This window comes from Polynucleobacter sp. es-EL-1 (assembly GCF_018687975.1).
GTDB lineage: Bacteria > Pseudomonadota > Gammaproteobacteria > Burkholderiales > Burkholderiaceae > Polynucleobacter.
Map to the genome: position 1 here is coordinate 1,054,469 of NZ_CP061310.1, position 24,763 is coordinate 1,079,231.

The window sequence follows — 24,763 nt, forward strand, 5'->3', positions numbered from 1 at the left end:
ATAAAAAATTAAGTGGATGATTTTTCGGTCTTTAGTAAGCGCTGTCGCAACGCCTCATACAAGCATACGCCACTAGCAACAGAAACATTCAGGCTTTCCACAACTCCTTGCATGGGAATGCGCACTAACTTATCACATGTTTCTCGCGTTAAGCGACGCATACCCTCACCCTCTGCCCCCATCACAATACCAATGGGGCCAGTGAGATCGAGATCGTAAATAGACTTCTGCGCTTCATCATCAGTACCAATCAACCACACTCCAGCATCTTGCATTTCTTTCATGCTGCGCACTAAATTCGTCACGGTAATAACCGGCATCACTTCAGAAGCACCACTAGAAACCTTGCTTACAGTAGCATTAATCGATGCTGAGCGATCTTTAGGAATCACAACCGCATCAACTCCAGCGCCATCTGCTACCCGCAAACATGCTCCAAAATTATGGGGATCGGTAACACCATCAAGCACTAGGAACATCACTTTATCTTGACTACCCTGTGCATCCTCTACCACTTCAGTAATAGTTCGCGCTACGGTCATCTTCTCAGCCAAAGCAACTACACCTTGATGGCGATCGTGTCCCGTTAATTTATGTAGGCGCTCCGCATCAGCAGCATGCAATCGCTCACCTAGAATCTCTTCTGCCTGCTTTAAAAAATCACCCATACGGCGGTCACGTCGGCTAGGATCAAAATAGACTGACTTCAGGCTGTCGGGATCAACCCTTAAGCGCGCCTGTACTGCATGAAAACCGACTAATATTTGCTTCATTTTTACTTGATCTCGAATTATTTACGACGCGCTTTAGTGGTTCGCACTGGAGGCTTAGTTCCAGCTGGTTTTCCAGTAGGCCGATTTGGCTTACCTGATTTAGCAACCTTACTTGCAGTTCGCCCCGCTTTACTTTTAGATTGATTGGCGCCTAAATTACCAGCTGACTTAGCGGCATTGACATTCACTCCAGCATGCTTTTGCGGCTCTTTACTACTGGTACGGCCTTTTTTAGGGGCAGCCTTTTTATTCGGTCGACCAGTGTCACTGGCTAGAATAATTTGGCGACGGTTAGTAGTGCCACCTGGCTCTAGCCCAACCGATTTAACTAGGCTAAATTCAATCTTACGAGCATCCAGATCAACACGGCTTACCAATACATGAACCCGATCACCTAAGCGATAGCGAATACCTGTTCTCTCGCCACGCAACTCCTGACGCGCTTCATCATATTGAAAATAATCTCCGCCCAGTTCAGTGACGTGAATCATTCCTTCAACAAACAAACTCTCGAGCTGCACAAATAAACCAAAGCTAGCTACGCCAGTAACGGTTCCAGCGTACTCCTGACCCAGATGGTCACGCATGTAATAGCATTTGAGCCAAGCTTCCACATCACGTGAAGCCTCATCGGCACGGCGCTCATTTGAAGAACAATGGACACCAAGTTGACCCCAAATCGGGAGTGCAGCATTGGCACCTTTAGCTAAACGGGTGCCCTTGGCGCTCGCGTCCTTAGCATCTTGGTGTGATTTTTTAGCATTGACTGCATTCTCACGACCCTTACCCTTGCGAGGCAAAGTTAGATTTAGAGGCACCTTTGGCGGCAAGACAGGCGCATAAGGCTTTTTCGCCAAGATTGCCTTAATTACCCGATGCGTTAATAGATCAGGGTAGCGACGAATTGGGCTAGTGAAATGCGAATAAGCCGGATAAGCTAAACCGAAATGGCCTTCATTGTCGGGCTGATACATCGCCTGCTGCATTGCTCTGAGAACCACGGATTGCAGTATATTGGCATCAGGACGGTCTTTGATTTCACGCATGAGCTTGGCAAAATCCTTGGGCTTTGGTTTTTCACCGCCGCCAAGAGATAGCCCTGAAGTACGAAGTACTTGACGCAAGGTTACTAACTTTTCCTCAGAAGGCTCACCATGGACACGATACAAACTCAAGTGCTTATTTTGCTCAATAAAATCGGCTGCGCACACATTGGCCGTCAACATGCACTCTTCAATTAAACGATGGGCATCGTTACGCAAGCGTGGTTCAATTCGTAAAATCTTGCCAAGCTCGTTACTGATAATTTGGGTTTCAGTAGTTTCAAACTCAATCGCCCCGCGCTTATGACGAGCTTCAAGCAGAATTTTGTACAAGGAATATAAATTGGTTAATAGCGGACGGAACTGGGCAAAACGGGTTGCCTCAGGGCCTTTGCTATTAGACAGAATTTCCCAAACAGTGTCGTAGGTAAAACGCTGTGCAGAATGCATCACCGCTGGATAGAACTGATAGGCAAGCACTACGCCGTTAGCATCCACCACAGAGTCGCAGACCATACAGAGGCGATCAACCCCTGGATTTAAAGAGCAGAGACCATTGGATATCTTCTCTGGCAGCATTGGTATTACCCTTCTCGGGAAATACACGGAAGTAGCGCGTAGTAAGCCTTCATCGTCGAGTGGTTGACCTGGCTTGACGTAATGGGATACATCGGCAATCGCCACGATCAAGCGCCAAGCTTTGCTCTTGCCATACATCACCGGCTCACAATAGACTGCATCATCAAAGTCGCGTGCATCAGCACCATCAATTGTGACAAGCGGTACATCTCTCAGATCAACACGACCCTCAAGATCAGACTGCTGAACGGTATCTGGCAGCGCATTCGCTTCTTTTTTAACAGCTGCTGAGAACTCATGGGGAACGCCATACTTACGGACAGCGATTTCAATTTCCATGCCAGGATCATCAATCTCACCAAGCACTTCAACTACTCTGCCGACCGCCTGACGATAACTATCAGGGTAGTCAATAATTTCAACACTGACTACCTGCCCTAATTTAGCGTTGCCCTGCCCTTTAGGTGGAATCAAAATATCGTGACCAATACGCTTATCTTCTGGCGCAACAATCAAAACACCGTTCTCGTTTAAGAGGCGACCAATAACAACTTTATTAGCATGTAAAACGACGTCAACGATTTGACCTTCAGGTCTTCCACGTCGATCTGTTCCTAATACTCTGACATTGACTCTGTCACCATGCATGACGCGTGACATTTCTCTCTCTGAAAGAAAAATATCTTCACCGCCATCATCTGGGATCACAAATCCAAATCCATCTCGGTGACCCTGGACTGTACCTAGTCGGTCAGCCTCTCGTGGCACCAAGTCTTTTGCTTTACGCATTTAATTCCTTCGGCAATACTTGCCTTATATATCAATAATTACAATTTATTAGGCTACTGTATCAAACCACTAGGTCTGAAGGGAAAAAGCCGAACGGGGTTGGAAAAGAGGCCAATAGGCACATACCTTTATAATAAGGCCATGCCCAGGTGGCGAAATTGGTAGACGCACCAGCTTCAGGTGCTGGCGATCGTAAGGTTGTGGGGGTTCGAGTCCCTTCCTGGGCACCATCTATTCTTATGTATGATCCGCCACACCCTGATTATACAGGCCGTCAGGGTTAATGCAATCTCGGTGTGCTTAGCTTTGAACCCAAATGAAGCCACCAAATATCCGGATTTACCCCCTCTTAAGCGGACAATAAATCCGGGTATCAATAAAAATTCAGCTAGTGCCTTTTACCATTTCTGAACTCTCAGGGGGTAACCCGAGACTTCAAGTTCACGCAGTTTTAAATAAACGGCTTTCTACCCTCTTTAGCTGCCAAAAAGTCGAGACAAAAGCCCAGATATAAGCATGGGATCCAATGATTCACGTACTGAAAAAGATATTATTACCTCAGCAAGTCAATCATTGGTTGCAAATTTTTTTAGAATCATTTATTCGCATCGTTCGTCTTGCGCATCTCGGCACCTTCAATTTTCTTTTCGGCGGGAACACCGCTCATGACGCGCGTCCGGTCATTATTTTTTATCATTTCTGCCCCATTGATTATGGGCCTAGGCATTTCAATGGGCGGCATTGGCGGCGGCGATACACCAACACCTACGGGGGCTTTCACATTGCTCCCGGACATGGGGGACAAAGGTGGTACTGCATTTCCACCACTACCGCCCGTACCCACCATAAATGCTCGTCCACCAGTACCACCATTTCCACCAGCGCCTCCAGCTCCACCATTACCACCAGTAGCACCAACACTAGCTGGACCTTTTGCATCATTCGCGGGTAATGGACCTACACCGCTATAGCTAGCTGGCGCAGAACCTGCAGTGCTTGTTGTTGGGAAGTACCAGTCATTCGTACCCTGACTTCCCCCCACTTTCTGTTGAGATGCTGGCGGCGGAATAACTAGCGCTGGCATGACAGGCTGATGAGCGCCCTCTGCAGGTCTTTGCATTGCTGGTTGAGGCATAGATGGTGTTGCTGCACGAGGCATTTCCGCTCTTACTGTTGGGGGCGGCAGACCAACAGAGGGTACTGATGGCTGAGCATAAGTAGATGACGCTATTAGGCTCAATGAAGTGATGAAGAGTTTTGATCTCATTTGCTTACCCTTGGTTGTAATTCATTGTTACTTTGTTTAATCACATTTGGCAGCAAACCCGTTTGGGATTCATTGGCGGATTTAATAAATACCATGCCCTGCGTTTGACTCTTCGCAATCTTTGAAGCAAATGGATCCGATGCAACTCTATTAAGCAGGGCATTGCCACCATTTGTTTCCAATAAATGTTTTGCCATTGCATCAAGGGAGGTGGTAGCTCCACTACCAGGCAAAGAGCTTTGTGGATTAAAAGTCATGTAACCGTTTGAATTGACATTATTTTCATACTGCTGTTGCAAGAGGATATTGTTACGCACCAAGACAGACTGATTCGACCCAGGGTTTAAGAGCGAAAACTGATTATGGGGTGAGCCCATGGCCTCCTGGGCAATAGACCCCCTCTGTCCTGGCCTTACGTCTGGCCTGATATCTGGGCGATTTCTATCGACTAGCGGGCTCGCATAACTATTTGATGAGAGCAGTGCGAGTATCAGAATTTGGGTAAGGATATTTCTCATAGTGGAGGCGCACTGTAGTTTCCAGATTGACGCAAAACATTCACGAGTGCCTTCACATGATTTGTCTGGGCATCAATTAAAGCCCCCTCCTTATCGCGTACATCCATAATGCCCTTTACACTCGATTGATCAGCAGTTTTTGAAACGCTATTCAAACCATCATTTGCCTGAGCCAATATTTGCTTTGCGGACTCGTACTGCAACAAGGCCTGCATGACTTGTACACGAACCTGCTCCTTGAGATCACGTAACTGTAGTTCAAGACCCAGCTTTTGATTAGAGGCCTGAACAATATCGGCATTCTGTAAAAAGTTATTCACTGGGAAAGGTATTTGTATACCAGCAGAATAGCCGCTTTGTGGGGCATAGGTATAACCGCCCGAGTCGTACTGCGGTGTTGCAGTGTATGAAACATAAGGCATTACATCCCAATTGCGATTAGCTTTGGTCATGTTAATATTTTTCTCAGCTGAGTTCATAGCTGCCTGCAAGACTAATATGTCAGAACGACTCATAAGCGCTTGATTGATTTGCTTATCTGGCTCAAAGGCCTGTGGACGTACATTTAAGTTACCAATAGGCAGTGGAAGATTTTTTAAAGCGCCGCCGGTATAGTTCAAAAGACTCAAGGAGGTAAATTGCAAATCTTTAGCACTTGCGTTTTCGTAATAACTTAAAAATTGAGTCGAGTCTTTGGTTTGCGCATTTACTGGCAGTGTAGATATTCTTTTTGCTGCTCTAGCGTAAGAGTTAAACAGCAAACGATTTCTTAAGGCATCGATATAACCCAGCGTGGCAATAGTTTGAACATCTGCTTCGGTAGCCAGGTAATCGGTTTCACTTCTGCCAATTTCTGCATCACCATACTCAGATCTAGCAGCCCTTTTGCCCCAACCTTCGAGATTGAAATTGACTCCATAGGTATTAGATGTTGGACTGGTGTATGGGGTGTAAGGAACCTGCTGATAAAAAGTTCCCTTTGTATAACTGATAATAGGTCTAAATTGATAAAGGGCCAATGAATCTTTAATTGCGGCAGCAGTTTCTTTACTAAGCCTTCTATTGCCAATAATTGCATTATTTTCTTTAACAACTTGCAGATATTGCGCTAAAGGAATGGGGGTGTATTCATTTAGCCCAGAAACTGACGATTGGGCAAAAGAAAAGCTAGCAAATACAGCGAGGCCAAGAGTGGCTAACAAACGAATTAATGGTTTGCACATAAATCTGCATATTTAAACGAATTAGGAATAAGTCCATTATCACGCATGGCTGACAATCGGCTATAGCCCATTACCCGAAGAGCATTTGGGGGGCGATTATGAGGATTTGCTGGGGATGCAAGCTACATTAGATTGAGGTCTGGTCAAAGCTTAAGACCTGCCCCGAGCCTATGAGGTCTAATCTGCATGATTAGATTAATCACTTCTTAGGGTTGTGGCCCATTCCTCTGGAAGATAGCCCGTTGCAGGTGGATGCGCGTTAACTTGCCTAGGTATGCCAGGAATAAAACTCTTCACTGTCAGGAAGATTTTTGTAGGGTCGATTCGATTGAGCCGCGAGAAGAAGAGGCACCAAGCCAATAACTAACAATAGTGATTTGAGCCTGATTTACGTGCCTCTTGTTATGGATTATCTGCCGACATTTGGGTTCTGTGGTCCAGGCCCTACATTTGCCGCTGGAGTGCCTCTTTGTATTTGATGTTCTACTTTTGGCATGGGAGGCACTTGGTGAGGATCCAATGAGCGAATGGCTGGCGGATACAAACCGACAGCAGGTTGCGGAATCGAAGACTGTCCCGGTTGACCGGGTATCTCTACGCGAATGGGTGGTGGCGGTATACCGACAGCAGATTTCGGAATCGCAGTCGGGTTAGTGGCGCCATTAGGCGCTTGCGGATTAGCAGTCCCGCTCACAGGTGGCACTGGGCTTGACATGGTTGCATCAGGCTTTGGCGGAGTTGTCTTGTCTTTTGAATTACTGTCCTCCGCCCCCGCTCCATTACGCTCAGCCTGGTGAGCCTTAAAAAGAATGACTTCAGCCGCAGCCTGATTCGCCGCTAGAGCAAGCATTAAGCCAATCATTAATACCAGGGGTTTGAGTTTCATGGTGATTATCTTTTAATGAGGTTGTGGGTAGATATGCTGAATATAACACCACTCCCCGCCCAGTCTTTCGCGATGCCATATGGGGTTATGTCTTTGGTCGTGGATCCTAGCGACGCATAGCAGTTGTCACACCGCCATTCTTCTATGGCTCGCCAAACAGCCTTTATGTCTCTTCTTCTGCCTGGCGTTTAAATTCCCATCGTTCGATGCAAGATCTTGGGTCTCATCTCATCCCAAAGGCTTTCGAACTCATCAGCTTTATCGGCAGAAAGTGTCACTGGATTGAATAAGCCGCCAAAGAAGATCGTCTTTTTAGGTGCCAAGATCTTTTCAAATTCACTCAGCCCAATTGGCTTGCCATCAACATCTCTGGTTAATTGAGCTGAGCATACGATTGCTTGATCATCATCTTGGTCAATCACGGCAAACTCAATGAGCTGATCTGCTTTTTCAAGAATCACTAAGGTCCCTCGTGCATAACAAACTGCATCATGCTCTTGAACGATAAAAGATAAAAACTGATCAACCTCATCCTCTTTCAGCGGTAAATGATCAATAAAGAAAAGATATTGACTGCCTTGTGCATTGACTAACGTAAACACCTTGGGAATCACCCCATGGCCAAGCGCTAAGTTACGGTAATACGCAGTGATTTCTACAGCGAGGTTTTCAGAAAAGAGATGCATGAGGCTTTTTGTTCAGTATTTGTAAACTTGGTCAATAAAAACTAAGCAATGTTCTTCTTTAAGAAATCCAAAGTTCGTTGCCAGGCTAGTTGGGCTGCAGCGGGATTGTATTGGAGAGGCGGCATGTTGCGCTGCTCCGACTTAGGATTAGCAAAAGCATGTTTAGCGTCGTAACGCTCAAAGTCATAATTGACTCCAGCTTGCTTGAGTTTTTCCTCGAGTTGATCAACCCCAGCAATTGAGAAGAATTCATCATGTAAAGCCCAGTGCGCCAACATTGGTTTTTTGATAGCGCTGGCATCCACATACTCTAATGGGGGGTAACCGTACCAAACAATGGTGCCATCACACTCAGGAACTAAGCCTGCAGATAGGACGGTTAATGCGCCACCCATACAAAAACCAGTCACTGCCACTTTTGCACTGCCAGTAGCTTTGAGATACTGAACTGCACCACGAATATCTTGACTAGCGGCATCACCAAAGTTCAAACCATTCATTAAATGCTCTGCCTCATTGGCCTCCAGAGCCACCTTACCTCGATAGAGATCTGGTACTAAAGCGCGATAGCCAGCTTCAGCCAAACGATTGGCCACTGCTTTTACTTCATCATCTAAGCCCCACCACTCTTGAATAACCACCACGCCAGGGGCATCCTTTGCATTTGCTGGCTCAACTAAATAGGCATTGACTGATTGTCCATCAGGTCTATTAAAAGTAATCATCACCGTTTCTTTTTCGATCAATTAAGGGGTTTGAGAGTGCCCTGCTACTTTGGGCAGTTGCGAGTCCTTATGAATATATCCCACCAAATAGAAAGTAAGCAAGCCACAGATTGCCGCCCCATATCCGACGAGGTTGTAGTGATCCATTTTGCCATCAGATCCAATAGTCACAACCATACCCGCAATGACCGATGCCAAGCCTGAAGCCAGCATCTGCACCGACCCTACCAAACTCATAAAGGTCCCACGAATCTTGGCGTCGACTACCTGGCTCACAATGGCCATTGCTGGAATCATGCGACCAGAAACCAGCACAAAGAAAGCCGTGGAATTTACCAGTACTACCCATAAGGGAACTGGCATCAAGTTCGTTGTGACCAATAGTGGTATTAGGCTGATGATCGCCAAAGCTCTAAACACTTTGACCTTGCCATATTTATCCGCCAGATGACCAATCATTCTAGAGCTGAGCAAAGTTGCAAGCCCACCGCATAGGTAAATGAGAGAGATGTACGAATTATCAATGCCCACATTGGCTGTCAAATAAAGAGCAATATAGGGAATGACAGAAAACCCCGTCAACATAATGAAGCCCATAAATACAAATGCCCTTAGATGCTGTTTAGCAAAAAAGATCGTCCAGATTTGGCTTAGGCGGCTACCCTCATGAATATGATCAAGATGGCCAGTAATTTTAGGGATGTTGCGATACCCCAAATACAAAATCAGAGTGGAAATCAAGGCGATAAAAATAAAGGGGGCACGCCAACCCAATACAGGGATATTGTTGGCTAAAAATAAGCTGAGGGGTACACCAGCCACAGTGGAGACTGAGAAGGCTGCCATTACGGTACCAAGCGCTTTGCCCCTTCGCTCAAAAGGAATGGAATCAGCGATGATGGTTTGCACCAGCGACCCGAGAATTCCGCCAAATGCACCCGCAAAAGCACGGGCAACAAAAAGGGAGTGATAGTCTGGTGCTAAGCCACAAATCAAGGTGGCGACAATAAAGCAGCCGTATAGACTAAGTAAGAGAATGCGCCTCTCGAATCGATCAACAAAGTAAGTGGCAAAGATTCCAGCAATTGCCGCAGCAAATGTATACGACGAGAGTAATAGACCAAATTCATGAGTATTGATATTGAGCTCACGAATAAACTCTGGGCCCAACGGCATCATGATCATGAAATCCAAAATATGGGTGAACTGGATTCCCGCTAGAGAGAACAAGAAGAAACGCTCATGACGTTGATCTCCTAGCATGTGGTGGTTGGGCAATGTTTTCTTTACTTGATGTGGTGGATATGTCATTATCAACGCACTCTTATTCGAGTGCTTTAGCATCCCACGTTGACCTTTTAAATGAATACCCTAACAGACTTAGCCAACTTTCCGATAGAGCCTTTTTTAAGAGATGCGGCTTGGGGGACTCTGGGCCTCCTTTTCGTTTTATTCTTTCATGGCAGTGCAATTAACCATGTCTACATGCGCTTTGAGAAACTCACTCGTCAGAATTTAGCCACGAGCCAATACAACCGTGTGTTTTTTCATTTTTATGCGTCATTTGCATTTATTGCGTTAATACACGTTTTAGAGATTCTTTTCTGGTCCGTATTGATCGTTAGCCTTAACCTCATTAGCGATCCAGTCAGGGCCATCCTTTTTGCTGGCAGTTGCTACACCACAGCGGGCTTTGAATCCGATTACCTTCCTGATGGCTGGAAAACATTAGCCTTCTTTATCTCCTTCACAGGTCTCTTTTCACTTGCATGGACAACCTCCATCATGATTGGCATGACCACTGCCTACAAAAACGCCTGGAACCTGAAATACGGCCAAGTTGATGTTGACTAATCAATTTATGCCAAAAAGCTAACAATATATAAAAATAGAGAGTATCATTAGGGTTAACCCTTAAGGAGCTTTCTATGACACACTCAAACACACTTAGCATTCAACAACCTTCATTTTTTAGTTTTAAGGCATTTGTAGCCCTAAAAAACTATATTGCCCTCTTGGCTAGCGCCCTTGCAGAAGCTAGACAGCTAGAGCAAGAAACTAGAAAAACCAGCGGAAGTTGGTAAATATTGGCTGATTTAGCTTATTTTTAGGTCGAAATTAACCTAAATTGACAAAAGCCCCAGACAATTACTGGGGCTTTATTTATTGGGGGTCTAAATCTCAGAGGATTTAGCTAGGCCCACCTTAGCGCTTGATGTAGTAGCCATATACACAGCGAGTTCCCCCACGTGAAGGGTTATGGGTATCTTGAATAACTCCGTTAACTATTGCACTTAAGTGCTTGGAAACCTTAACAATAAGAACTCCTTTTGGAAGCTCGCTTGCTCGTAAGTGGACTTGGCATCCCTGCCCAATCTGCATGGTTGGCACCCAAGTAAAACCATGGCTCAAGATGTAATCATGAAAGACCTTGCGATGGTTGCCATTCCTTGGAGATGAGCCCTTGGCATGAAGCCTTTTAGCCAATCTATCATTACGCGTTTGGGCATAGCCAGCATTGGCATCCCCTAAATCCTTATAAACCTGCTGATACGGCAAACCAGTAGCGATTGCGATCGCACGCACTACACAATCTCCCGCATTCCCCAGGTAGCCAGCTGCTGCCCTACCTCCGTCATTAAAAACAAAAGGGAGTCCTTGTCGGACTGCACTTGGTGAGCCAGAAAAGAGTTTGAGGAAATTAAACATCACTAGAAGAAAAAAGTGGACTTGCCTTGCGACAAATCCACTCGATTAGCAAAAGATTGCCTAGCAATTATGCGTTGGCTTTTTTCACTTCAAGACGCCATGCATGCAACAAAGGCTCGGTGTAACCGTTTGGCTGCTCGAGACCTTTGAAAATCAAATCGCGTGCTGCTTTATAAGCGTACGAGTCCTGATAGTTGGGCATCATTGGCTTGTAGAAAGGATCGCTGGCATTTTGTCCATCAACAATGCTAGCCATGCGTTGCAATGCTTCATCAACATCCGCAGCATTGATGATGCCATGTAACATCCAATTAACAATGTGCTGACTAGAAATACGCAGAGTTGCGCGATCTTCCATAAGTCCGACGTTGTAGATATCGGGCACTTTAGAACAGCCAACACCTTGATCAATCCAGCGAACCACATAACCCAAGATACCCTGGCAGTTGTTGTTCAAGGCCTCACGAATTTCTTCCTTAGTCCAGTCTGGGTATAAGGCAACAGGCACAGTCAACAAATCATCTGTTAAAGATTCATACTCAGCAGCAGTATCTTGCTTCTCCAGCTCTTCCTGAATCTTAGCAACGTTGACTTGGTGATAATGCAAGGCATGTAAAGTTGCTGCGGTAGGTGATGGTACCCAAGCAGTATTTGCACCTGCCTGTGGGTGAGTAATTTTCTGCTCAACCATTTCTTTCATGAGATCTGGAGCAGGCCACATCCCCTTACCAATTTGTGCGCGACCACGTAAACCACAATCAAGACCAGCTAAAACGTTACGGCGCTCATATGCACCAAACCATTTGCTGACTTTCATTTTGCCTTTACGCACCATAGCACCAGAATGCATACCAGTATGGATTTCATCGCCAGTACGATCTAAGAAGCCAGTGTTAATAAATGCAACACGAGATCCTGCCGCAGCAATAGCAGCTTTAATGTTGACACTCATGCGACGCTCTTCATCCATGATGCCAAGCTTAACTGTGTTCTCTGGCAAGCCCAGCAGCTTTTCAACACGACCAAAAAGTTCACCAGCAAACGCCACTTCTTCTGCGCTATGCATTTTTGGCTTCACGATGTAAACCGAGCCCTTGCGTGTATTACCAATCGACTGACTTGCAGGACGATTGATATCGTATAAAGCGATTAATACGGTTACTACCGCATCTAAGATACCTTCGTAAATCTCTTTACCTTCACTTGTGATAATTGCAGGGTTGGTCATTAAATGGCCGACATTACGCAAGAATAAAAGTGAGCGGCCATGCAAAGTTACGATGCCGTCCTTAGCATTCACGGCACCAATCGCTGCTGTGTACTTACGATCTGGATTTAATTCGCGAGTAAAAGTCTTTCCACCTTTACTGACTTCTTCAACCAAAGTACCTTTAAGAATACCTAGCCAGTTTTCATAAGCAAGCACTTTATCGTCGGCATCGACTGCAGCAATCGAGTCTTCTAAGTCGAGAATGGTTGATAGTGCAGCTTCAACCACTACATCATTCACACCAGCAGGGTCGCTTAATCCAATGATTTTGGTTTTATCAATTTGGATATCAATATGAATACCGTTATTACGCAGCAATAAAGAGCTTGGTGAAGAAACGTTGCCTTGATAACCAACGAATTGCTTCTCATCTTTTAAGCCAGTCGTACTGCCATCTTTTAATTTGACTGCCAACTTATTGCCATCTACTGAATAAGCAACAACATCTTGATAGGAGCCCTTTGCCAACGGAACAGCTTGATCCAGGAATTGACGTGCATATGCAACTACTTTTGCACCACGCACAGGGTTGTAGCCACCTGCTTTACTAGCACCCTCTTCTTCGGAGATCACATCTGAACCATACAAAGCGTCGTAGAGTGAGCCCCAGCGTGCATTGGCAGCATTCAAAGCATAGCGGGCATTGAGCAAAGGAACGACCAACTGAGGGCCTGCTTGGAGCGCTAATTCATCATCAACGTTCTTGGTATCTGCTGTAACTTTTGCAGAAACTGGCTCGATATAGCCAATTTTCTCTAGAAACTGACGGTAAGCCGGCATATCTTTGATTGGGCCTGGATGAGCCTTATGCCAATCATCAATTTGAGCTTGCAAATGGTCACGCTTGGCTAATAAAGCCTCATTTTTAGGGGTGAGATCCTTAACGATCTCATCAAAACCCTTCCAAAAGTCCGCACTTTTAATGCCTGTTCCAGGCAAGACTTTATCTTCGATAAAGCGATATAAGGGCGTAGCCACTTGAAGGCTGTTACAGGTAGTGCGTGCGGTCATGTTGTAAACCTTTGTTTTTAAACAATTTTTTTATATTGAGGACGAATAAAATGCGGTATTGCTATGCACAAATTATCCATCATTTTTAGAATTTCTTCAAAAAACTCAAGCTTGGAATGGGTGCTGCAGGAGAATCGTTTCATCCCGCTCTGGTCCTGTTGAAACCATGGCAATCGGTTTGCCAGCCACCTCTTCGATACGGCGCAAGAATTTTTGAGCCTCTACTGGCAACTTATCCCACTCACGAATGCCAAAAGTAGTACCCTTCCAGCCCGGGAAATCTTCATAAATCGGCTCGCAACGGGCAACCGCTTCAGCGCCACGGGGCAACACATCTAATTTTTGACCATCTAGCTTGTAGCCAACGCACAAGCGTATCGTTTCAAAGCCATCAAGTACATCGAGCTTGGTAATACAAAGACCCGATAAGCCGTTAATCTGAATCGAACGCTTCAATGCAGCCGCATCTAACCAACCGGTACGACGTGGGCGACCAGTGACTGAGCCAAACTCTTTACCAACTTCAGCTAAGCGAACTCCAACTGGGTCTTGCTTGGCCGGGTTATCAAAATCATACAACTCGCTAGGGAACGGTCCAGCACCAACACGCGTGCAATAGGCTTTCGTAATACCCAAAATGTATTGCAATGAATCAGGGCCAACGCCAGAGCCTGCAGCCGCATTTCCAGCAACGCAGTTACTAGAGGTGACATAAGGATAGGTACCATGATCAATATCTAGCAAAGTCCCCTGCGCACCTTCGAATAATAAGTTTTGCCCAGATTGTTCGGCAGCATATAAGGCGCTTGATACATCTACCACCATAGGCTTGATACGCTCTGCGTATGACATCGCCTCGTCTAATGTCTTTTGGAAATCTACTGGCTCAGCCCCGTAATAGTTTGTGAGCATGAAGTTGTGATATTCCAAATTCTCACGCAATTGCGCAGCAAACTTTTCTGGGTAAAACAAATCTTGTACACGTAAAGCACGACGAGCTACTTTATCTTCATAAGCAGGTCCAATGCCACGGCCAGTGGTACCAATCTTGGCATCTCCGCGTTTCTTCTCACGGGCATGATCAATGGCAACGTGATACGGCAGGATCAAAGTGGTTGCCTCTGAAATCTTGAGGCGAGACTGAACATCTAAACCCGCAGCTTCCAATTCACCAATTTCTTTAAAGAGCGCCTCTGGAGAGAGAACAACGCCATTACCAATGTAGCAAATCACATTCTTATGCATGATTCCTGAAGGAATCAATCGCAAAATTGTTTTCTTGTCACCAATAATTAAGGTATGGCCCGCATTATGTCCGCCCTGAAAGCGTACTACGGCTTGTGCATGGTCGGTCAGCCAATCTACTACCTTGCCCTTGCCCTCATCACCCCACTGGGTTCCAATGACAACGACGTTACGGCCATGAGCTTCTTGCTTTAAAGACATAATGAAAATCCAAAAGGTAATTACAAAATCAGTTAATTAATTATTTCTTGACGACATTCCATGCATTCGCTTGTTTGATCAACTCTCGATCACATATATATTCCGCAGTTTCTACAGCTTCACCCGGTATACCCTCAATCACCACTTCACCAGCATTGCGCAGTTCGGCAACTTTAGCTGATAAGGCTGGGTCAGCACTCCATGGCGCCAAGATCGCTGACTTGCGCTTTGCGATCGGTGCAAGATTGGCTAAGGTAAGCAGATCCAGCGAGAATCCCGTTGCAGGACGTGAGCGTCCAAAGGCTTGGCCGACATGGTCATATCGACCACCACGGGCAATCGGTTGCGGCAATTGATCAACATAGGCAGCAAACATCACACCGCTGTGATACTGATAACCGCGCAGATCTGCCAAGTCAATACTGAGCTCAACATCTTGAGATAAGCCAGCAACTGCTGCTACCAGCTTATCCAGTTGTGCCAAGGCATCATCAATGATTGGGTGCTTAGGTAACTTACTCTTTGCACTGGTTAACACTTGGGCACAAGGACCGTTTAATTCCGTTAAAGCCATCAAAGCTTGCATAGTTTTGGCAGGCAAGCACTGAGCCCACTGTGCCAAGCGTGGTCGATCTTTGCTTTGAAGCAAGCTATACATTCCAGCGACATCTTCTTTCGCGAGATTTTGCCCATCTAAAATTCCTGCCAATACACCAGCATGCGAAAGATCAAGATAGACTTTATTTAGGCCCGCAAGATTTAATGTTTTGAGCAATAAAGAAATTGCTTCAAAATCCGCTTCCCAAGTAGCGCAGCCATAAATCTCAGCACCCAGCTGGAGCTCTTCACGGGCAGCACTTCCTACGGGTGTTCGCGCATGGGCTACAGAGCCTGCATAACAAAGTCGTGTAATTCCCTTGCGGTTGAGTAGGTGCGCATCTATCCGAGCTACTTGCGGCGTCATATCCGCCCGCAGACCTAGGGTACGTCCAGATAACTGATCTACTAGCTTAAAGGTTTGCAAATTAAGATCAGTGCCCGTGCCAGTTAACAAAGAGTCCAAGAACTCCAGTAAAGGCGGGGCAACTAATTCATAACCATAAGATTGGTACAAATCCAAAATTGCACGACGCAGTGTTTCTACCTTGCGAGCCTCAGCTGGCAAAACATCAGCAATATCTTCAGGAAGTAACCAACGATTCATGATCTACCAAATTCACTTTTTAATTTTTCTTATTCAAGAACTTGAAGAACTCGCCGTTAGGTTCAACCACCATCACATCCTTCTTGTCTTTAAAGGAGCTACGGTATGCCTGAAGACTCTGATAAAACTGGGCGAACTGTGGATCACGACCAAATGCATCAGCATAGAGCGCAGTTGCTTTGGCATCACCAGCACCTTTGATCTTCTGAGCCTCACGATAGGCTTCTGCCAAGATCGTGTCACGCTGACGTTCTGCATTGGCCCTGATCTTGTCTGACTCAGCAGCACCCATAGAACGCAGTTCATTAGCAACACGTTTACGCTCGGCTTCCATTCGTCTATAGACAGAATCACTAATTTCAGCCAAGAGATCGACCCGCTTGAGACGAACGTCTACAATTTCTACACCGATATCTGCAGCATCATCTGCAACTTTTTTGCGGATGCCTTCCATGACCTGTTCGCGCTGATCTGAAATGATCTCTCTGACAGTGCGTTTGGTGAACTCTTCATTCAAAGCTGAACGAATTAATTGCGTCAAGCGGTCTTGCGCTAAACGCTCATCCCCCTTGAAGCTCACGAAGAACTTGCGAGGATCCACAATGCGCCACTTGACATAAGAATCGACTAAAAGATTCTTCTTTTCAGCAGTAATAAAACGCTCTGCCTCTGGATTATCAATCGTGAGAATACGACGATCAAAGAAGCGCACACTTTCAAAAGGTGCAGGATATTTAAATTGAAGGCCAGGCTGCTCAATCACCCGCACAATTTGCCCGAAAGCAAAAACGACGGCGAAGTTGCGCTGATCTACAACAAAAATACTTGAAGATAAAACAAACCCTAAGGCAATAAAGCCAGCAATTGCGGCTAAGAGACGATTGGCATTCATTATCTAGCATCCCCTCTATCACGACTTCTCAAGCCATCACGTTTTTCAGCAGCGCCACTAAAGCTTGGCGCATTCGTAGAACTTGAAGTTGCATTATTAGTAAATGGAGCGGCTGGATTACCTGTCGCGCCCCCAACTGTAACTGACCCAGTAGGCGTAGCACCGGCTGCTTGACCTGAAGCTACCTGTGCACTTTCAGCAGTAACTTGGGCAACGATCTTATCTAAAGGTAAGTACAGCATGCTATTACTCTTGGTAGTGTCTACCAATACCTTGGTGACATTGTTGTACATCTCGCGCATGCTATCAATGTACATACGATCACGAGTCACACCGGGAGCCTTGGCGTATTCAGTCAGGACTTGCTTAAAGCGATTCGCATCACCCTCTGCTGTCGCAACAACACGCGCCTTGTAACCTTCAGCCTCTTGGATGAGTCGATCAGCCGTTCCTTTGGCGCGCGGAATGATGTCATTAGCATAAGCTTGACCTTCACTCTTTAAGCGCTCTTGGTCCTGCCCTGCTTTAACTGCGTCGTCAAATGCTGCTTGAACCTGTTCAGGAGGTTGAACGTTTTGCACGGTGACACTAGTGACAAAAATACCGGTCTTGTAGCTATCCAGAATTTTCTGAATCGAGGCGGCTAAATCAATTGCAATTTTCTCTCGGCCCTCATAAAGAACCGTATCCATTTTGCTGCGCGCTACGATCTCACGAACGGCAGTTTCTGCGGCTTGCACTACAGTTGCATCTGGATCGCGATTATTAAACAAATAATCAGTGGGATCTTTTAGGCGGTATTGAACAGCAAAACGAACGTCAATAATATTTTCATCCTCAGTAAGCATTGAGGAATCTTTTTGATTGGTCGCCTTAATCAAAATGGGACGACCAACTTCTACAGAGCGAACTCCAGAAACATTCACGGTTTGCTCAGCCTGCACTGGCCAAGGCATACGCCAGTTAATGCCGGGACCGGAGGTGTAATCGTACTTACCAAAAGTAGTCACTACACCAGACTGACCCTCTTGAATCATGTAGAAACCACTGAGGAGCCAAACTAAAATGATGCCGCCAAATGCAAAAAGAATGCCGTTTTTGGAGCTAAACGGGTTATTGAAATTGAGATTGGGAACGCCCATGCCGCCACCTCCACCACCGCCACGTTGAGAGGGCGGAGGAATATCGGAACTGTTTGGCTTATTACTTGGTCTAGCGCTTGAGCCTGGCTTTTTGTTGCCGCCAAATAAATTACCAATACGATCATTAAAGTCGCGCCATAGCTCATCCAAGTCCGGTGGACCATTTGGTCTAGCAGGCTGATTTTGAGGTTGCGTTTCTACAGGTCTATCTACCTCTGGATTAGAGGGATCGACTTTAGGGGCTTGGTCAGAGCTTTGACCCTCTTTGGCGTCTTTTGATCCGTTGCCGGGGTGACTATTACCCCAGCCTGGGTCATTGACCGAAAACAGCTCAAGAAATTTAGGCATCGTTAGGTGAATATTTTCGGGTTGGTATAGGGTTAAATTCAGAAGACTCTGGTCGCTCAGGTAAAGGTGCTAAAAACTCATCCGGGGCCATTTGTACCTTGGCACGGTTATGTTCGACCCTTATTCTATCAGTCATTTGCGAGCACTCTGCGAGGGCTGTGCGCAATAAATCCAAGCCCTGACCCGTTTTGGCGGATAGAAAAACCTGACTAGGAACACCCTGAGCGTCTCGCTCTAGAGCAGCTCCCCGGTAAAAGGTCTGCGGCATCTGATCAATTTTGTTCATTACCTCAATTCTGGGGATGTCTTGGGCACCAATTTCCTGCAAAACCGCCTCTACTTCGGCCTTTTGTTCTCGGGCTACGGGGCTGCAGGCATCAATCACATGCAAGATCAGATCAGCATGGATCGTTTCATCTAAGGTGGCCCTAAAGGCCTCTACCAATTGATGGGGTAATTCACGGATAAAGCCCACGGTATCAGACACCACAATTGACCCAACCTCATCCAAATGGACTTTTCTAGAAGTGGTATCTAAAGTGGCAAATAGCTGATCAGCAGCATAAGTCCCAGCCTTTGTAAGGGCATTAAATAGAGTGGATTTACCAGCATTGGTATATCCAACCAAGGAAACTGAGAAGACATCTTTACGATTTCTGGCGCGTCGCTGAGTGCGCTGTTGGCGCTGGAGCTTTTCCAGCTCATTCTCTAGGCGCTTGGCTTTGGTCGCCAACATCCGGCGATCAAGCTCCATTTGGGTTTCACCAGGCCCGCCACGCACACCAATACCGCCACGCTGTCGCTCTAAGTGACTCCATGCGCGCACTAATCTGGACATGCGATAACGCACTTGCGCCAACTCTACTTGGGTTTTACCAATATGACTTTGGGCTCGTTGGCTAAAGATATCCAAAATCAGACCGGTGCGATCCATCACATGAAAACCAATATGTCGCTCCAAATTACGCTGCTGTGTTGGGGATAGTGGATGATTGAAAATGGCAAGCTCTGCACCGTTTTCTTCCATCACCTTTTGCAATTCATTTGCCTTGCCTGAGCCGATAAAGAGCGCAGGATCAGTTTTCCCTTTCCGTGCAATCACGCTAGCTGCAGGAATAGAGCCAGCGCTATCGGCCAAGAGACTGAGCTCAGCCATGCTGTCTGCAAAATCCTCGCGTCCTGTATCTACACCAACAAGGACGGCACGCGCGGCATCTACACCTGTTTTATACAGAGCTAATTTCTTCCGTACGGAAATCCACTGCACGGGCAGGAACGATCGTGGAAATGGCGTGCTTGTAAACCATCTGCGTCACGGTGTTACGCAAGAGCACAACATATTGATCGAATGATTCAATATTGCCTTGCAACTTAATGCCGTTCACCAGATAGATCGAAACAGGAACATGCTCTTTGCGAAGAGCATTGAGAAATGGATCCTGAAGCAATTGAGTTTTACTGTTGTTCATACCGCTCCTTAATGAATTTTTATAAGCTTTTTTATATCTTGGGAGTCTTGCTTTTTTTAATTACTTAAATCTACTGCTTACTTCTTGCTGTCTACCTCATCAATATGGGGGCAGATTGAATGAAAATCAAGCCCCAATATCCCCACTTAAACCAATTAACCGTTATTGCTTTTATAACCCTTTTTACTTCTTTTTGCTCTTCTTGCCCTTATCAGCATCAACGTATGGGTTTTTAGCTGTGTTCATCTGAATTCTTAGAGGAGTCCCGCGCAACTTGAAAACATCCCTAAAACGGCCTTCAAGATAGCGTTTATAGCTATCCGTCACCCCGCTGAGCGAAGTTCCATGAATCACCACAATCGGAGGATTCATGCCACCTTGATGGGCGTAACGCAGTTTTGGACGACCCATACCAACCCGCTTAGGCTGCTGGTGCTCAATAGCTTCTTGCAAAATCCGGGTCAATTTCGGAGTTGGTAATTTGGCCATGGCTGCCGCATATGCTGCATCGACATCCTTAAAGAGCTCTTTTAAACCCGTACCCTTTTTCGCTGAAATTGGATGCACATTTGCAAAATCTAAGAAACGCAACTTTTGGGCAATCTCTAAACGAGCGCGCTCTTTGACATACGCATCAAGACCATCCCATTTATTAACAGCAACCACTAAGGCCCGCCCTGCTTCGACAATAAATCCCGCAATGTGGGCATCTTGCTCAGAAATATCTTGCTGGGCATCGAGCATCAGAATCACCACATTGCAATCGGCAATAGCTTGCAGTGTTTTCACCACAGAGAACTTTTCGATCGCTTCAAATACTTTTCCACGACGACGCAAACCTGCGGTATCCACCAAGATGTAAGGCTTACCATTGCGCTCAAAAGGCACTTCAATGGCGTCACGGGTTGTACCCGGCATATCAAAAGCAATGACCCGCTCTTCACCAATCAGCTTATTAATTAGAGTAGATTTGCCCACGTTCGGGCGGCCCACCACTGCAATTTTCATGGGGCGATTGGGATCGTTTTCTTTTTCTTCGAGTTCAGGCTCAGGAATGCCTAGTGAATCTAAAGCATCGTCAATCAGGCCACGCACACCATCACCATGGGCAGATGAAATCGGAAATGGCTCACCTAAACCCAACTCATGAAAGTCTGCAGTCACAACCCCAGCTTGCATTCCTTCTGTCTTATTGACGGCAAGAATGACTGGTCTGCCAGTCTTTCTTAAAAAATCGGCAATAACACGATCTTGTGGGGCCATACCCAAACGGCCATCCACCAAGAAAATAATGATGTCCGATTCAGCTACAGCCTGCTTGGTCTGCTTGGCCATCTCGGCCACGATACCTGTCTTGGCAACGGGTTCAAAACCACCGGTGTCCACACAAATAAATGCACGCTCACCAATTCGTCCCTTGCCATAGTGACGATCACGGGTTAAGCCCGAAAAGTCTGCGACTAGCGCATCGCGCGAACGCGTGAGACGATTAAAGAGCGTCGATTTACCGACATTGGGACGACCGACAATAGTAATTACTGGATTCATTTTGGACTGTACGCCGCTAGTTTTCCACCTTGAGACTGAACCAAGATGAGGCCGCCAACCGCAATGGGTGCGGCGGTGATGGGACTACTGTCATGACGAACCCGTGCCAGCATTTCGCCACTCGCTTGTGAGAGCGCATGCACATAACCCTGCGCATCGCCCATCAGTACTACTTTACCAATTGCTAAAGGCTCACCTAGCCCTCTAAAAGTCAGCTGCGTATTTTCCCAGACTGGAGATCCGTCTTTCGTTGCAAATGCGGTGACATGAGATTTTTCATTCGCAGAAAACACCATGCTGGCACTCTGGGCCGTACCTGTGTAGCTAGAGTAATCTTTAAACCAAATCAAATTACCGGTGCGCGCTTGGCCGCAACCAATTCGCCCTTGATAGGAGACCGCGCAGATGATCTCGCCTTCCATGCTAGGACGGGCTGTAACGTCATTTAAACGCTCAATCTCAGAAAATCCTTTTGGAAAGGACACTGGTGTTTCCCAAACCAATCCACCGTTGGCAATCGCGATCATGCCAAAACGTCCACCAGCAAAGCCGGTAACAATCACCTCATTGCCAATGGGCAACATGCCATAACCTACTCGCAACGATAAGGCTGACTGCTGGCGCTGATAGGTCCATTTACGAGCACCAGTTTGCGCATCCAATCCAATAAAACGGTTATCTAGCGCACGAATTACCACAATCCCACCAGCAACCACAGGCTCGGTTAATACCTCGCTCCCCACGCTGACTTTCCACATTTGCTTACCAGTATCGTCGTAGGCATAAACATCGCCTTCGGTTGAAACCACAGCAGTAGTACGACCATCAGAGCCAGGTCCAATAGATAAACGCTCTGGTACAGACACTTCCCAAATCTTGTTGCCATTCATCAAATCAATCTTGTACAACTTACCACTCTGTGAAGCTGCGTAGACAGCGTCGCCCACCACAGTCGGATGAAAGTTAAAGGGCTCAGATGAGCCTAGACTGGTAGACCAAACTGGCTGTAAATCAAATTGATTCGTAACCGGCACTAACTCTGCGGGCTTGCGAACACGAGAGTTACCAGAACAGGCAACTAAAGCTACCACGGCAGTACCGATAATCAAGCCTGTACTAACTAGCTTTGCTATACGTTTGCAATGGGTCATCACTGAGCAACTCCTCCAACTGCGTCTAATTTCACTTTCAGAAGACGGCGAGCCTCTTCCGTAAACTCTTTACTCTGGTTTAACTGCTTCCAGGCTGCCTCATAACTCTTGCGAGCATCGGCATTTTTCTTCTGCGCTAAATACCAATCACCACGACGCTCTAACCATAGCGCCTCAAATCCCGCGATGGGTTTTTCATTCAGGATGGCATCAGCCTCAGCAAAATCTTTTTCTGTACCCAGCTCAATTAATTGGGACACCAAACGCAACTTCGCCAAAGCCAGATAACCTTGATCCGATGCATTCTTGGAAGCCCAACGCAAATAATTCGTTGCCTTAGTGGCATCACCAGCATCTGAAGCAATTTTGGCAGCAACCAAACTAGACATAGCGGCATAGGGCGTTCTGGCAAATTGATTTTGCAAATCATCTGCTGCGCGCAAGGTTTGATCTTTATCACCCTTTTCAATCGCGCTCACCATCGTTTCATACAGTTGCGATGCATCAGCAGCCTGACTAACGCGCCACCATTGATAAGCACTATAGGCAGCATACGCAAATAAGACTGCCGTCACTACGGCTGTAATGAGGTTGCGGTATTTTTGCCAGAAGGCTTTTAATTGATCTAACTGTTCTTGTTCTTCTAGGTCTAAAGGCATGTCAATCCAAGCTAATAAATTCAATAATGGGTTACGACTTTACTCGGCAATCAGTTCATTCTATTCGGTAGAGCCCACGATGGCATCAATTACTGCCTCCACTACGCTATCTAGGGCAACTGCCTTTTGTTCACCACTGGAACGCAAATCCTTTAATTGAGCCTCATTTTTAGCCAATTCATCCGGTCCAATAATGACTGCATAAGCTGCTCCACTGGCATCTGCCTTCTTCATTTGGGACTTAAAGCTGGCTGATTGCCCGTCTGGAGGACAAAATAAGATGGCATCGATACCGGCGCTACGCAGGCGCTCAGCAATAATCATGGCAGCCGTTAAGGTCTCGCCTCCTTGATGCAGAACAAACACATCACATTGAGCCTGTGGCTCCGGCAAAGAGCCCGAAACTTTCATGAGCTCTAGAACACGCTCCATTCCCATGGCCCAGCCGCAAGCAGGTGCGGACTTACCGCCCATACGCTCAATTAAGGGGTCATAACGACCACCGCCAGCAATCGTCCCCTGAGCACCCAACTCTTCAGTAATCCACTCAAAAACAGTGAGATTGTAGTAATCAAGCCCGCGGACTAAGCGAGGATTGATTTTGCAAGGGATGTTATTGGCTTTGAGTAAAGCCTGAACCGCTTCGAAATGCTTAAGAGACTCGTCACCCAAAAAATCTAATAATTTGGGAGCGCCCTCTATTAAATCTTGCATTGCAGGATTTTTAGAATCCAAAATACGCAAAGGATTGGTCAGCAAACGGCGTTGTGAATCTTCATCCAACTGCGCTTGGTGCTTCTCAAAGTAAGCTACTAAAGCAGCGCGATGTTCGGCGCGCTCATTAGCTTGCCCCAAAGAATTAATCTCCAAGCGAACACCCTTGAGTCCCAACTCATCCCAAAGGCGTTGCCCCATTAAGATAATCTCAGCATCAATATCAGGACCAGCAAATCCTAAGGCTTCGATACCAAATTGATGGAACTGTCGATAGCGGCCACGTTGTGGTCGCTCATGACGAAACATAGGCCCGGTATACCAAAGACGTTTTGGCCCCTCGTACAGCAAATTATTCTCAATAACTGAGCGCACTAAGGCGGCAGTTCCTTCAGGGCGCAAAGTTAATTGCTCTCCATTTAAACGGTCTTCAAAGGAGTACATTTCCTTTTCAACAATATCGGTTACTTCACCAATACCCCGCTGAAATACTGCTGTCGCTTCTACAATCGGCGTGCGTAAAAATTCATAGCCATAGGCACGCGTGAGATCACGCAGAACATGGTCTAAATGCGCCCACTGGGCAGCATCTGCTGGCAAAAGATCATTCATGCCGCGCACGCCATTAATCTTTTGAATCTTTTGGGCTTTAACTGGTTCAGTCATAGTGTGATTATCTGCTGTATTTTTTTTACTTATTGTTATTTTGAT

At 46.3% G+C, this 24,763-nt stretch carries 23 protein-coding genes and 1 tRNA gene; 3 read left to right on the forward strand and 21 right to left on the reverse strand.

What is annotated here, in order from left to right; genetic code table 11:
- Positions 1-8 precede the first annotated feature (8 nt).
- Both rlmB and rnr read right to left on the reverse strand, forming a co-directional pair.
- Positions 9-773, reverse strand: a complete 765-nt coding sequence (rlmB, locus tag FD974_RS05340) for a 23S rRNA (guanosine(2251)-2'-O)-methyltransferase RlmB (RefSeq protein ID WP_215363062.1) — start codon at positions 771-773, stop codon at positions 9-11.
- 17 nt (positions 774-790) lie between these two features.
- Positions 791-3,184, reverse strand: coding sequence for a ribonuclease R (rnr, locus tag FD974_RS05345; protein ID WP_215363064.1), 2,394 nt, complete (start codon positions 3,182-3,184; stop codon positions 791-793).
- Positions 3,185-3,327: 143 nt separating this feature from the next.
- Here rnr and FD974_RS05350 point away from each other — a divergent pair.
- Positions 3,328-3,414, forward strand: a tRNA-Leu gene (locus FD974_RS05350).
- 365 nt (positions 3,415-3,779) lie between these two features.
- On the opposite strand, the gene FD974_RS09790 is transcribed toward FD974_RS05350, so the two are convergent.
- The 7 genes from FD974_RS09790 to FD974_RS05385 all read right to left on the reverse strand — a co-directional run bounded on the left by FD974_RS09790 (position 3,780) and on the right by FD974_RS05385 (position 9,800).
- Complete coding sequence (locus tag FD974_RS09790; RefSeq protein ID WP_305848951.1) at positions 3,780-4,451, reverse strand: hypothetical protein; 672 nt, start codon at positions 4,449-4,451, stop codon at positions 3,780-3,782.
- Positions 4,448-4,828: a hypothetical protein gene (locus tag FD974_RS05360; RefSeq protein ID WP_215363066.1), complete on the reverse strand. Its 381-nt coding sequence runs from the start codon at positions 4,826-4,828 to the stop codon at positions 4,448-4,450. Before FD974_RS05360 ends, FD974_RS09790 begins: the two co-directional genes overlap by 4 nt.
- A gap of 137 nt (positions 4,829-4,965) precedes the next feature.
- On the reverse strand, positions 4,966-6,192 hold the full coding sequence (locus FD974_RS05365; protein WP_215363068.1) for a TolC family protein: 1,227 nt from the start codon (positions 6,190-6,192) through the stop codon (positions 4,966-4,968).
- Between the two features lie 409 nt (positions 6,193-6,601).
- Positions 6,602-7,078 (reverse strand): hypothetical protein, encoded by a 477-nt coding sequence (locus FD974_RS05370; protein WP_215363070.1) that lies wholly within the window; start codon positions 7,076-7,078, stop codon positions 6,602-6,604.
- Positions 7,079-7,266: 188 nt separating this feature from the next.
- Positions 7,267-7,764, reverse strand: a complete 498-nt coding sequence (locus FD974_RS05375) for a hypothetical protein (RefSeq protein WP_215363072.1) — start codon at positions 7,762-7,764, stop codon at positions 7,267-7,269.
- 41 nt (positions 7,765-7,805) lie between these two features.
- Positions 7,806-8,489 carry a dienelactone hydrolase family protein gene (locus FD974_RS05380; RefSeq protein WP_215363075.1) on the reverse strand — a complete coding sequence of 228 codons (684 nt, stop codon included), beginning with the start codon at positions 8,487-8,489 and terminating at the stop codon, positions 7,806-7,808.
- A 21-nt stretch (positions 8,490-8,510) separates the two neighbouring features.
- A complete protein-coding gene (locus FD974_RS05385) occupies positions 8,511-9,800 on the reverse strand; it encodes an MFS transporter (RefSeq protein ID WP_251374544.1) in 1,290 nt (429 codons plus the stop codon).
- Positions 9,801-9,851: 51 nt separating this feature from the next.
- Between FD974_RS05385 and FD974_RS05390 the strand changes: the two genes are divergently transcribed.
- Complete coding sequence (locus FD974_RS05390) at positions 9,852-10,343, forward strand: hypothetical protein (RefSeq protein WP_215363077.1); 492 nt, start codon at positions 9,852-9,854, stop codon at positions 10,341-10,343.
- Between the two features lie 74 nt (positions 10,344-10,417).
- On the forward strand, positions 10,418-10,573 hold the full coding sequence (locus tag FD974_RS05395) for a hypothetical protein (RefSeq protein WP_215363079.1): 156 nt from the start codon (positions 10,418-10,420) through the stop codon (positions 10,571-10,573).
- A 121-nt stretch (positions 10,574-10,694) separates the two neighbouring features.
- Here the strand turns inward: FD974_RS05395 and FD974_RS05400 are convergent, their stop codons facing one another.
- From FD974_RS05400 to hisS, 12 genes are all read right to left on the reverse strand, one after another.
- Positions 10,695-11,198: a hypothetical protein gene (locus FD974_RS05400; RefSeq protein WP_215363081.1), complete on the reverse strand. Its 504-nt coding sequence runs from the start codon at positions 11,196-11,198 to the stop codon at positions 10,695-10,697.
- 67 nt (positions 11,199-11,265) lie between these two features.
- Positions 11,266-13,479, reverse strand: coding sequence for a malate synthase G (locus FD974_RS05405; protein ID WP_215363083.1), 2,214 nt, complete (start codon positions 13,477-13,479; stop codon positions 11,266-11,268).
- Positions 13,480-13,584: 105 nt separating this feature from the next.
- On the reverse strand, positions 13,585-14,925 hold the full coding sequence (locus tag FD974_RS05410) for an adenylosuccinate synthase (protein WP_215363085.1): 1,341 nt from the start codon (positions 14,923-14,925) through the stop codon (positions 13,585-13,587).
- Between the two features lie 40 nt (positions 14,926-14,965).
- Positions 14,966-16,129, reverse strand: coding sequence for an ATP phosphoribosyltransferase regulatory subunit (locus FD974_RS05415; RefSeq protein WP_215363087.1), 1,164 nt, complete (start codon positions 16,127-16,129; stop codon positions 14,966-14,968).
- Positions 16,130-16,148: 19 nt separating this feature from the next.
- Positions 16,149-17,021, reverse strand: coding sequence for a protease modulator HflC (gene hflC / locus FD974_RS05420; RefSeq protein ID WP_215363089.1), 873 nt, complete (start codon positions 17,019-17,021; stop codon positions 16,149-16,151).
- Positions 17,021-18,511 carry an FtsH protease activity modulator HflK gene (gene hflK / locus FD974_RS05425; protein WP_215363091.1) on the reverse strand — a complete coding sequence of 497 codons (1,491 nt, stop codon included), beginning with the start codon at positions 18,509-18,511 and terminating at the stop codon, positions 17,021-17,023. Before hflK ends, hflC begins: the two co-directional genes overlap by 1 nt.
- Complete coding sequence (gene hflX / locus FD974_RS05430; RefSeq protein WP_256437832.1) at positions 18,504-19,778, reverse strand: GTPase HflX; 1,275 nt, start codon at positions 19,776-19,778, stop codon at positions 18,504-18,506. The genes hflK and hflX overlap by 8 nt, the downstream gene beginning before the upstream one ends.
- Positions 19,738-19,980 (reverse strand): RNA chaperone Hfq, encoded by a 243-nt coding sequence (hfq, locus tag FD974_RS05435; RefSeq protein WP_215363093.1) that lies wholly within the window; start codon positions 19,978-19,980, stop codon positions 19,738-19,740. Before hfq ends, hflX begins: the two co-directional genes overlap by 41 nt.
- 183 nt (positions 19,981-20,163) lie before the next feature.
- A complete protein-coding gene (gene der / locus FD974_RS05440; protein WP_215363096.1) occupies positions 20,164-21,528 on the reverse strand; it encodes a ribosome biogenesis GTPase Der in 1,365 nt (454 codons plus the stop codon).
- Positions 21,525-22,679, reverse strand: a complete 1,155-nt coding sequence (bamB, locus tag FD974_RS05445) for an outer membrane protein assembly factor BamB (RefSeq protein ID WP_215363098.1) — start codon at positions 22,677-22,679, stop codon at positions 21,525-21,527. The genes der and bamB overlap by 4 nt, the downstream gene beginning before the upstream one ends.
- Positions 22,679-23,338 carry a tetratricopeptide repeat protein gene (locus FD974_RS05450; protein WP_215363100.1) on the reverse strand — a complete coding sequence of 220 codons (660 nt, stop codon included), beginning with the start codon at positions 23,336-23,338 and terminating at the stop codon, positions 22,679-22,681. Before FD974_RS05450 ends, bamB begins: the two co-directional genes overlap by 1 nt.
- Positions 23,339-23,398: 60 nt before the next feature.
- Positions 23,399-24,757, reverse strand: a complete 1,359-nt coding sequence (hisS, locus tag FD974_RS05455; RefSeq protein ID WP_371817135.1) for a histidine--tRNA ligase — start codon at positions 24,755-24,757, stop codon at positions 23,399-23,401.
- Positions 24,758-24,763 lie beyond the last annotated feature (6 nt).

Coding starts and splice junctions, on each gene's coding strand:
- FD974_RS05385 (WP_251374544.1), bottom strand. CDS start 9,800: ATGACATATCCACCACATCAAGTAAAGAAAACATTGCCCAACCACCAC.
- FD974_RS05365 (WP_215363068.1), bottom strand. CDS start 6,192: ATGTGCAAACCATTAATTCGTTTGTTAGCCACTCTTGGCCTCGCTGTA.
- rnr (WP_215363064.1), bottom strand. CDS start 3,184: ATGCGTAAAGCAAAAGACTTGGTGCCACGAGAGGCTGACCGACTAGGT.
- FD974_RS05375 (WP_215363072.1), bottom strand. CDS start 7,764: ATGCATCTCTTTTCTGAAAACCTCGCTGTAGAAATCACTGCGTATTAC.
- der (WP_215363096.1), bottom strand. CDS start 21,528: ATGAATCCAGTAATTACTATTGTCGGTCGTCCCAATGTCGGTAAATCG.
- FD974_RS05380 (WP_215363075.1), bottom strand. CDS start 8,489: ATGATTACTTTTAATAGACCTGATGGACAATCAGTCAATGCCTATTTA.
- FD974_RS05370 (WP_215363070.1), bottom strand. CDS start 7,078: ATGAAACTCAAACCCCTGGTATTAATGATTGGCTTAATGCTTGCTCTA.
- FD974_RS05405 (WP_215363083.1), bottom strand. CDS start 13,479: ATGACCGCACGCACTACCTGTAACAGCCTTCAAGTGGCTACGCCCTTA.
- hflC (WP_215363089.1), bottom strand. CDS start 17,021: ATGAATGCCAATCGTCTCTTAGCCGCAATTGCTGGCTTTATTGCCTTA.
- FD974_RS05400 (WP_215363081.1), bottom strand. CDS start 11,198: ATGTTTAATTTCCTCAAACTCTTTTCTGGCTCACCAAGTGCAGTCCGA.
- hflK (WP_215363091.1), bottom strand. CDS start 18,511: ATGCCTAAATTTCTTGAGCTGTTTTCGGTCAATGACCCAGGCTGGGGT.
- FD974_RS05390 (WP_215363077.1), top strand. CDS start 9,852: ATGAATACCCTAACAGACTTAGCCAACTTTCCGATAGAGCCTTTTTTA.
- rlmB (WP_215363062.1), bottom strand. CDS start 773: ATGAAGCAAATATTAGTCGGTTTTCATGCAGTACAGGCGCGCTTAAGG.
- FD974_RS05395 (WP_215363079.1), top strand. CDS start 10,418: ATGACACACTCAAACACACTTAGCATTCAACAACCTTCATTTTTTAGT.
- FD974_RS05450 (WP_215363100.1), bottom strand. CDS start 23,338: ATGCCTTTAGACCTAGAAGAACAAGAACAGTTAGATCAATTAAAAGCC.
- FD974_RS05410 (WP_215363085.1), bottom strand. CDS start 14,925: ATGTCTTTAAAGCAAGAAGCTCATGGCCGTAACGTCGTTGTCATTGGA.
- FD974_RS05360 (WP_215363066.1), bottom strand. CDS start 4,828: ATGGGCTCACCCCATAATCAGTTTTCGCTCTTAAACCCTGGGTCGAAT.
- bamB (WP_215363098.1), bottom strand. CDS start 22,679: ATGACCCATTGCAAACGTATAGCAAAGCTAGTTAGTACAGGCTTGATT.
- hfq (WP_215363093.1), bottom strand. CDS start 19,980: ATGAACAACAGTAAAACTCAATTGCTTCAGGATCCATTTCTCAATGCT.
- FD974_RS09790 (WP_305848951.1), bottom strand. CDS start 4,451: ATGAGATCAAAACTCTTCATCACTTCATTGAGCCTAATAGCGTCATCT.
- FD974_RS05415 (WP_215363087.1), bottom strand. CDS start 16,129: ATGAATCGTTGGTTACTTCCTGAAGATATTGCTGATGTTTTGCCAGCT.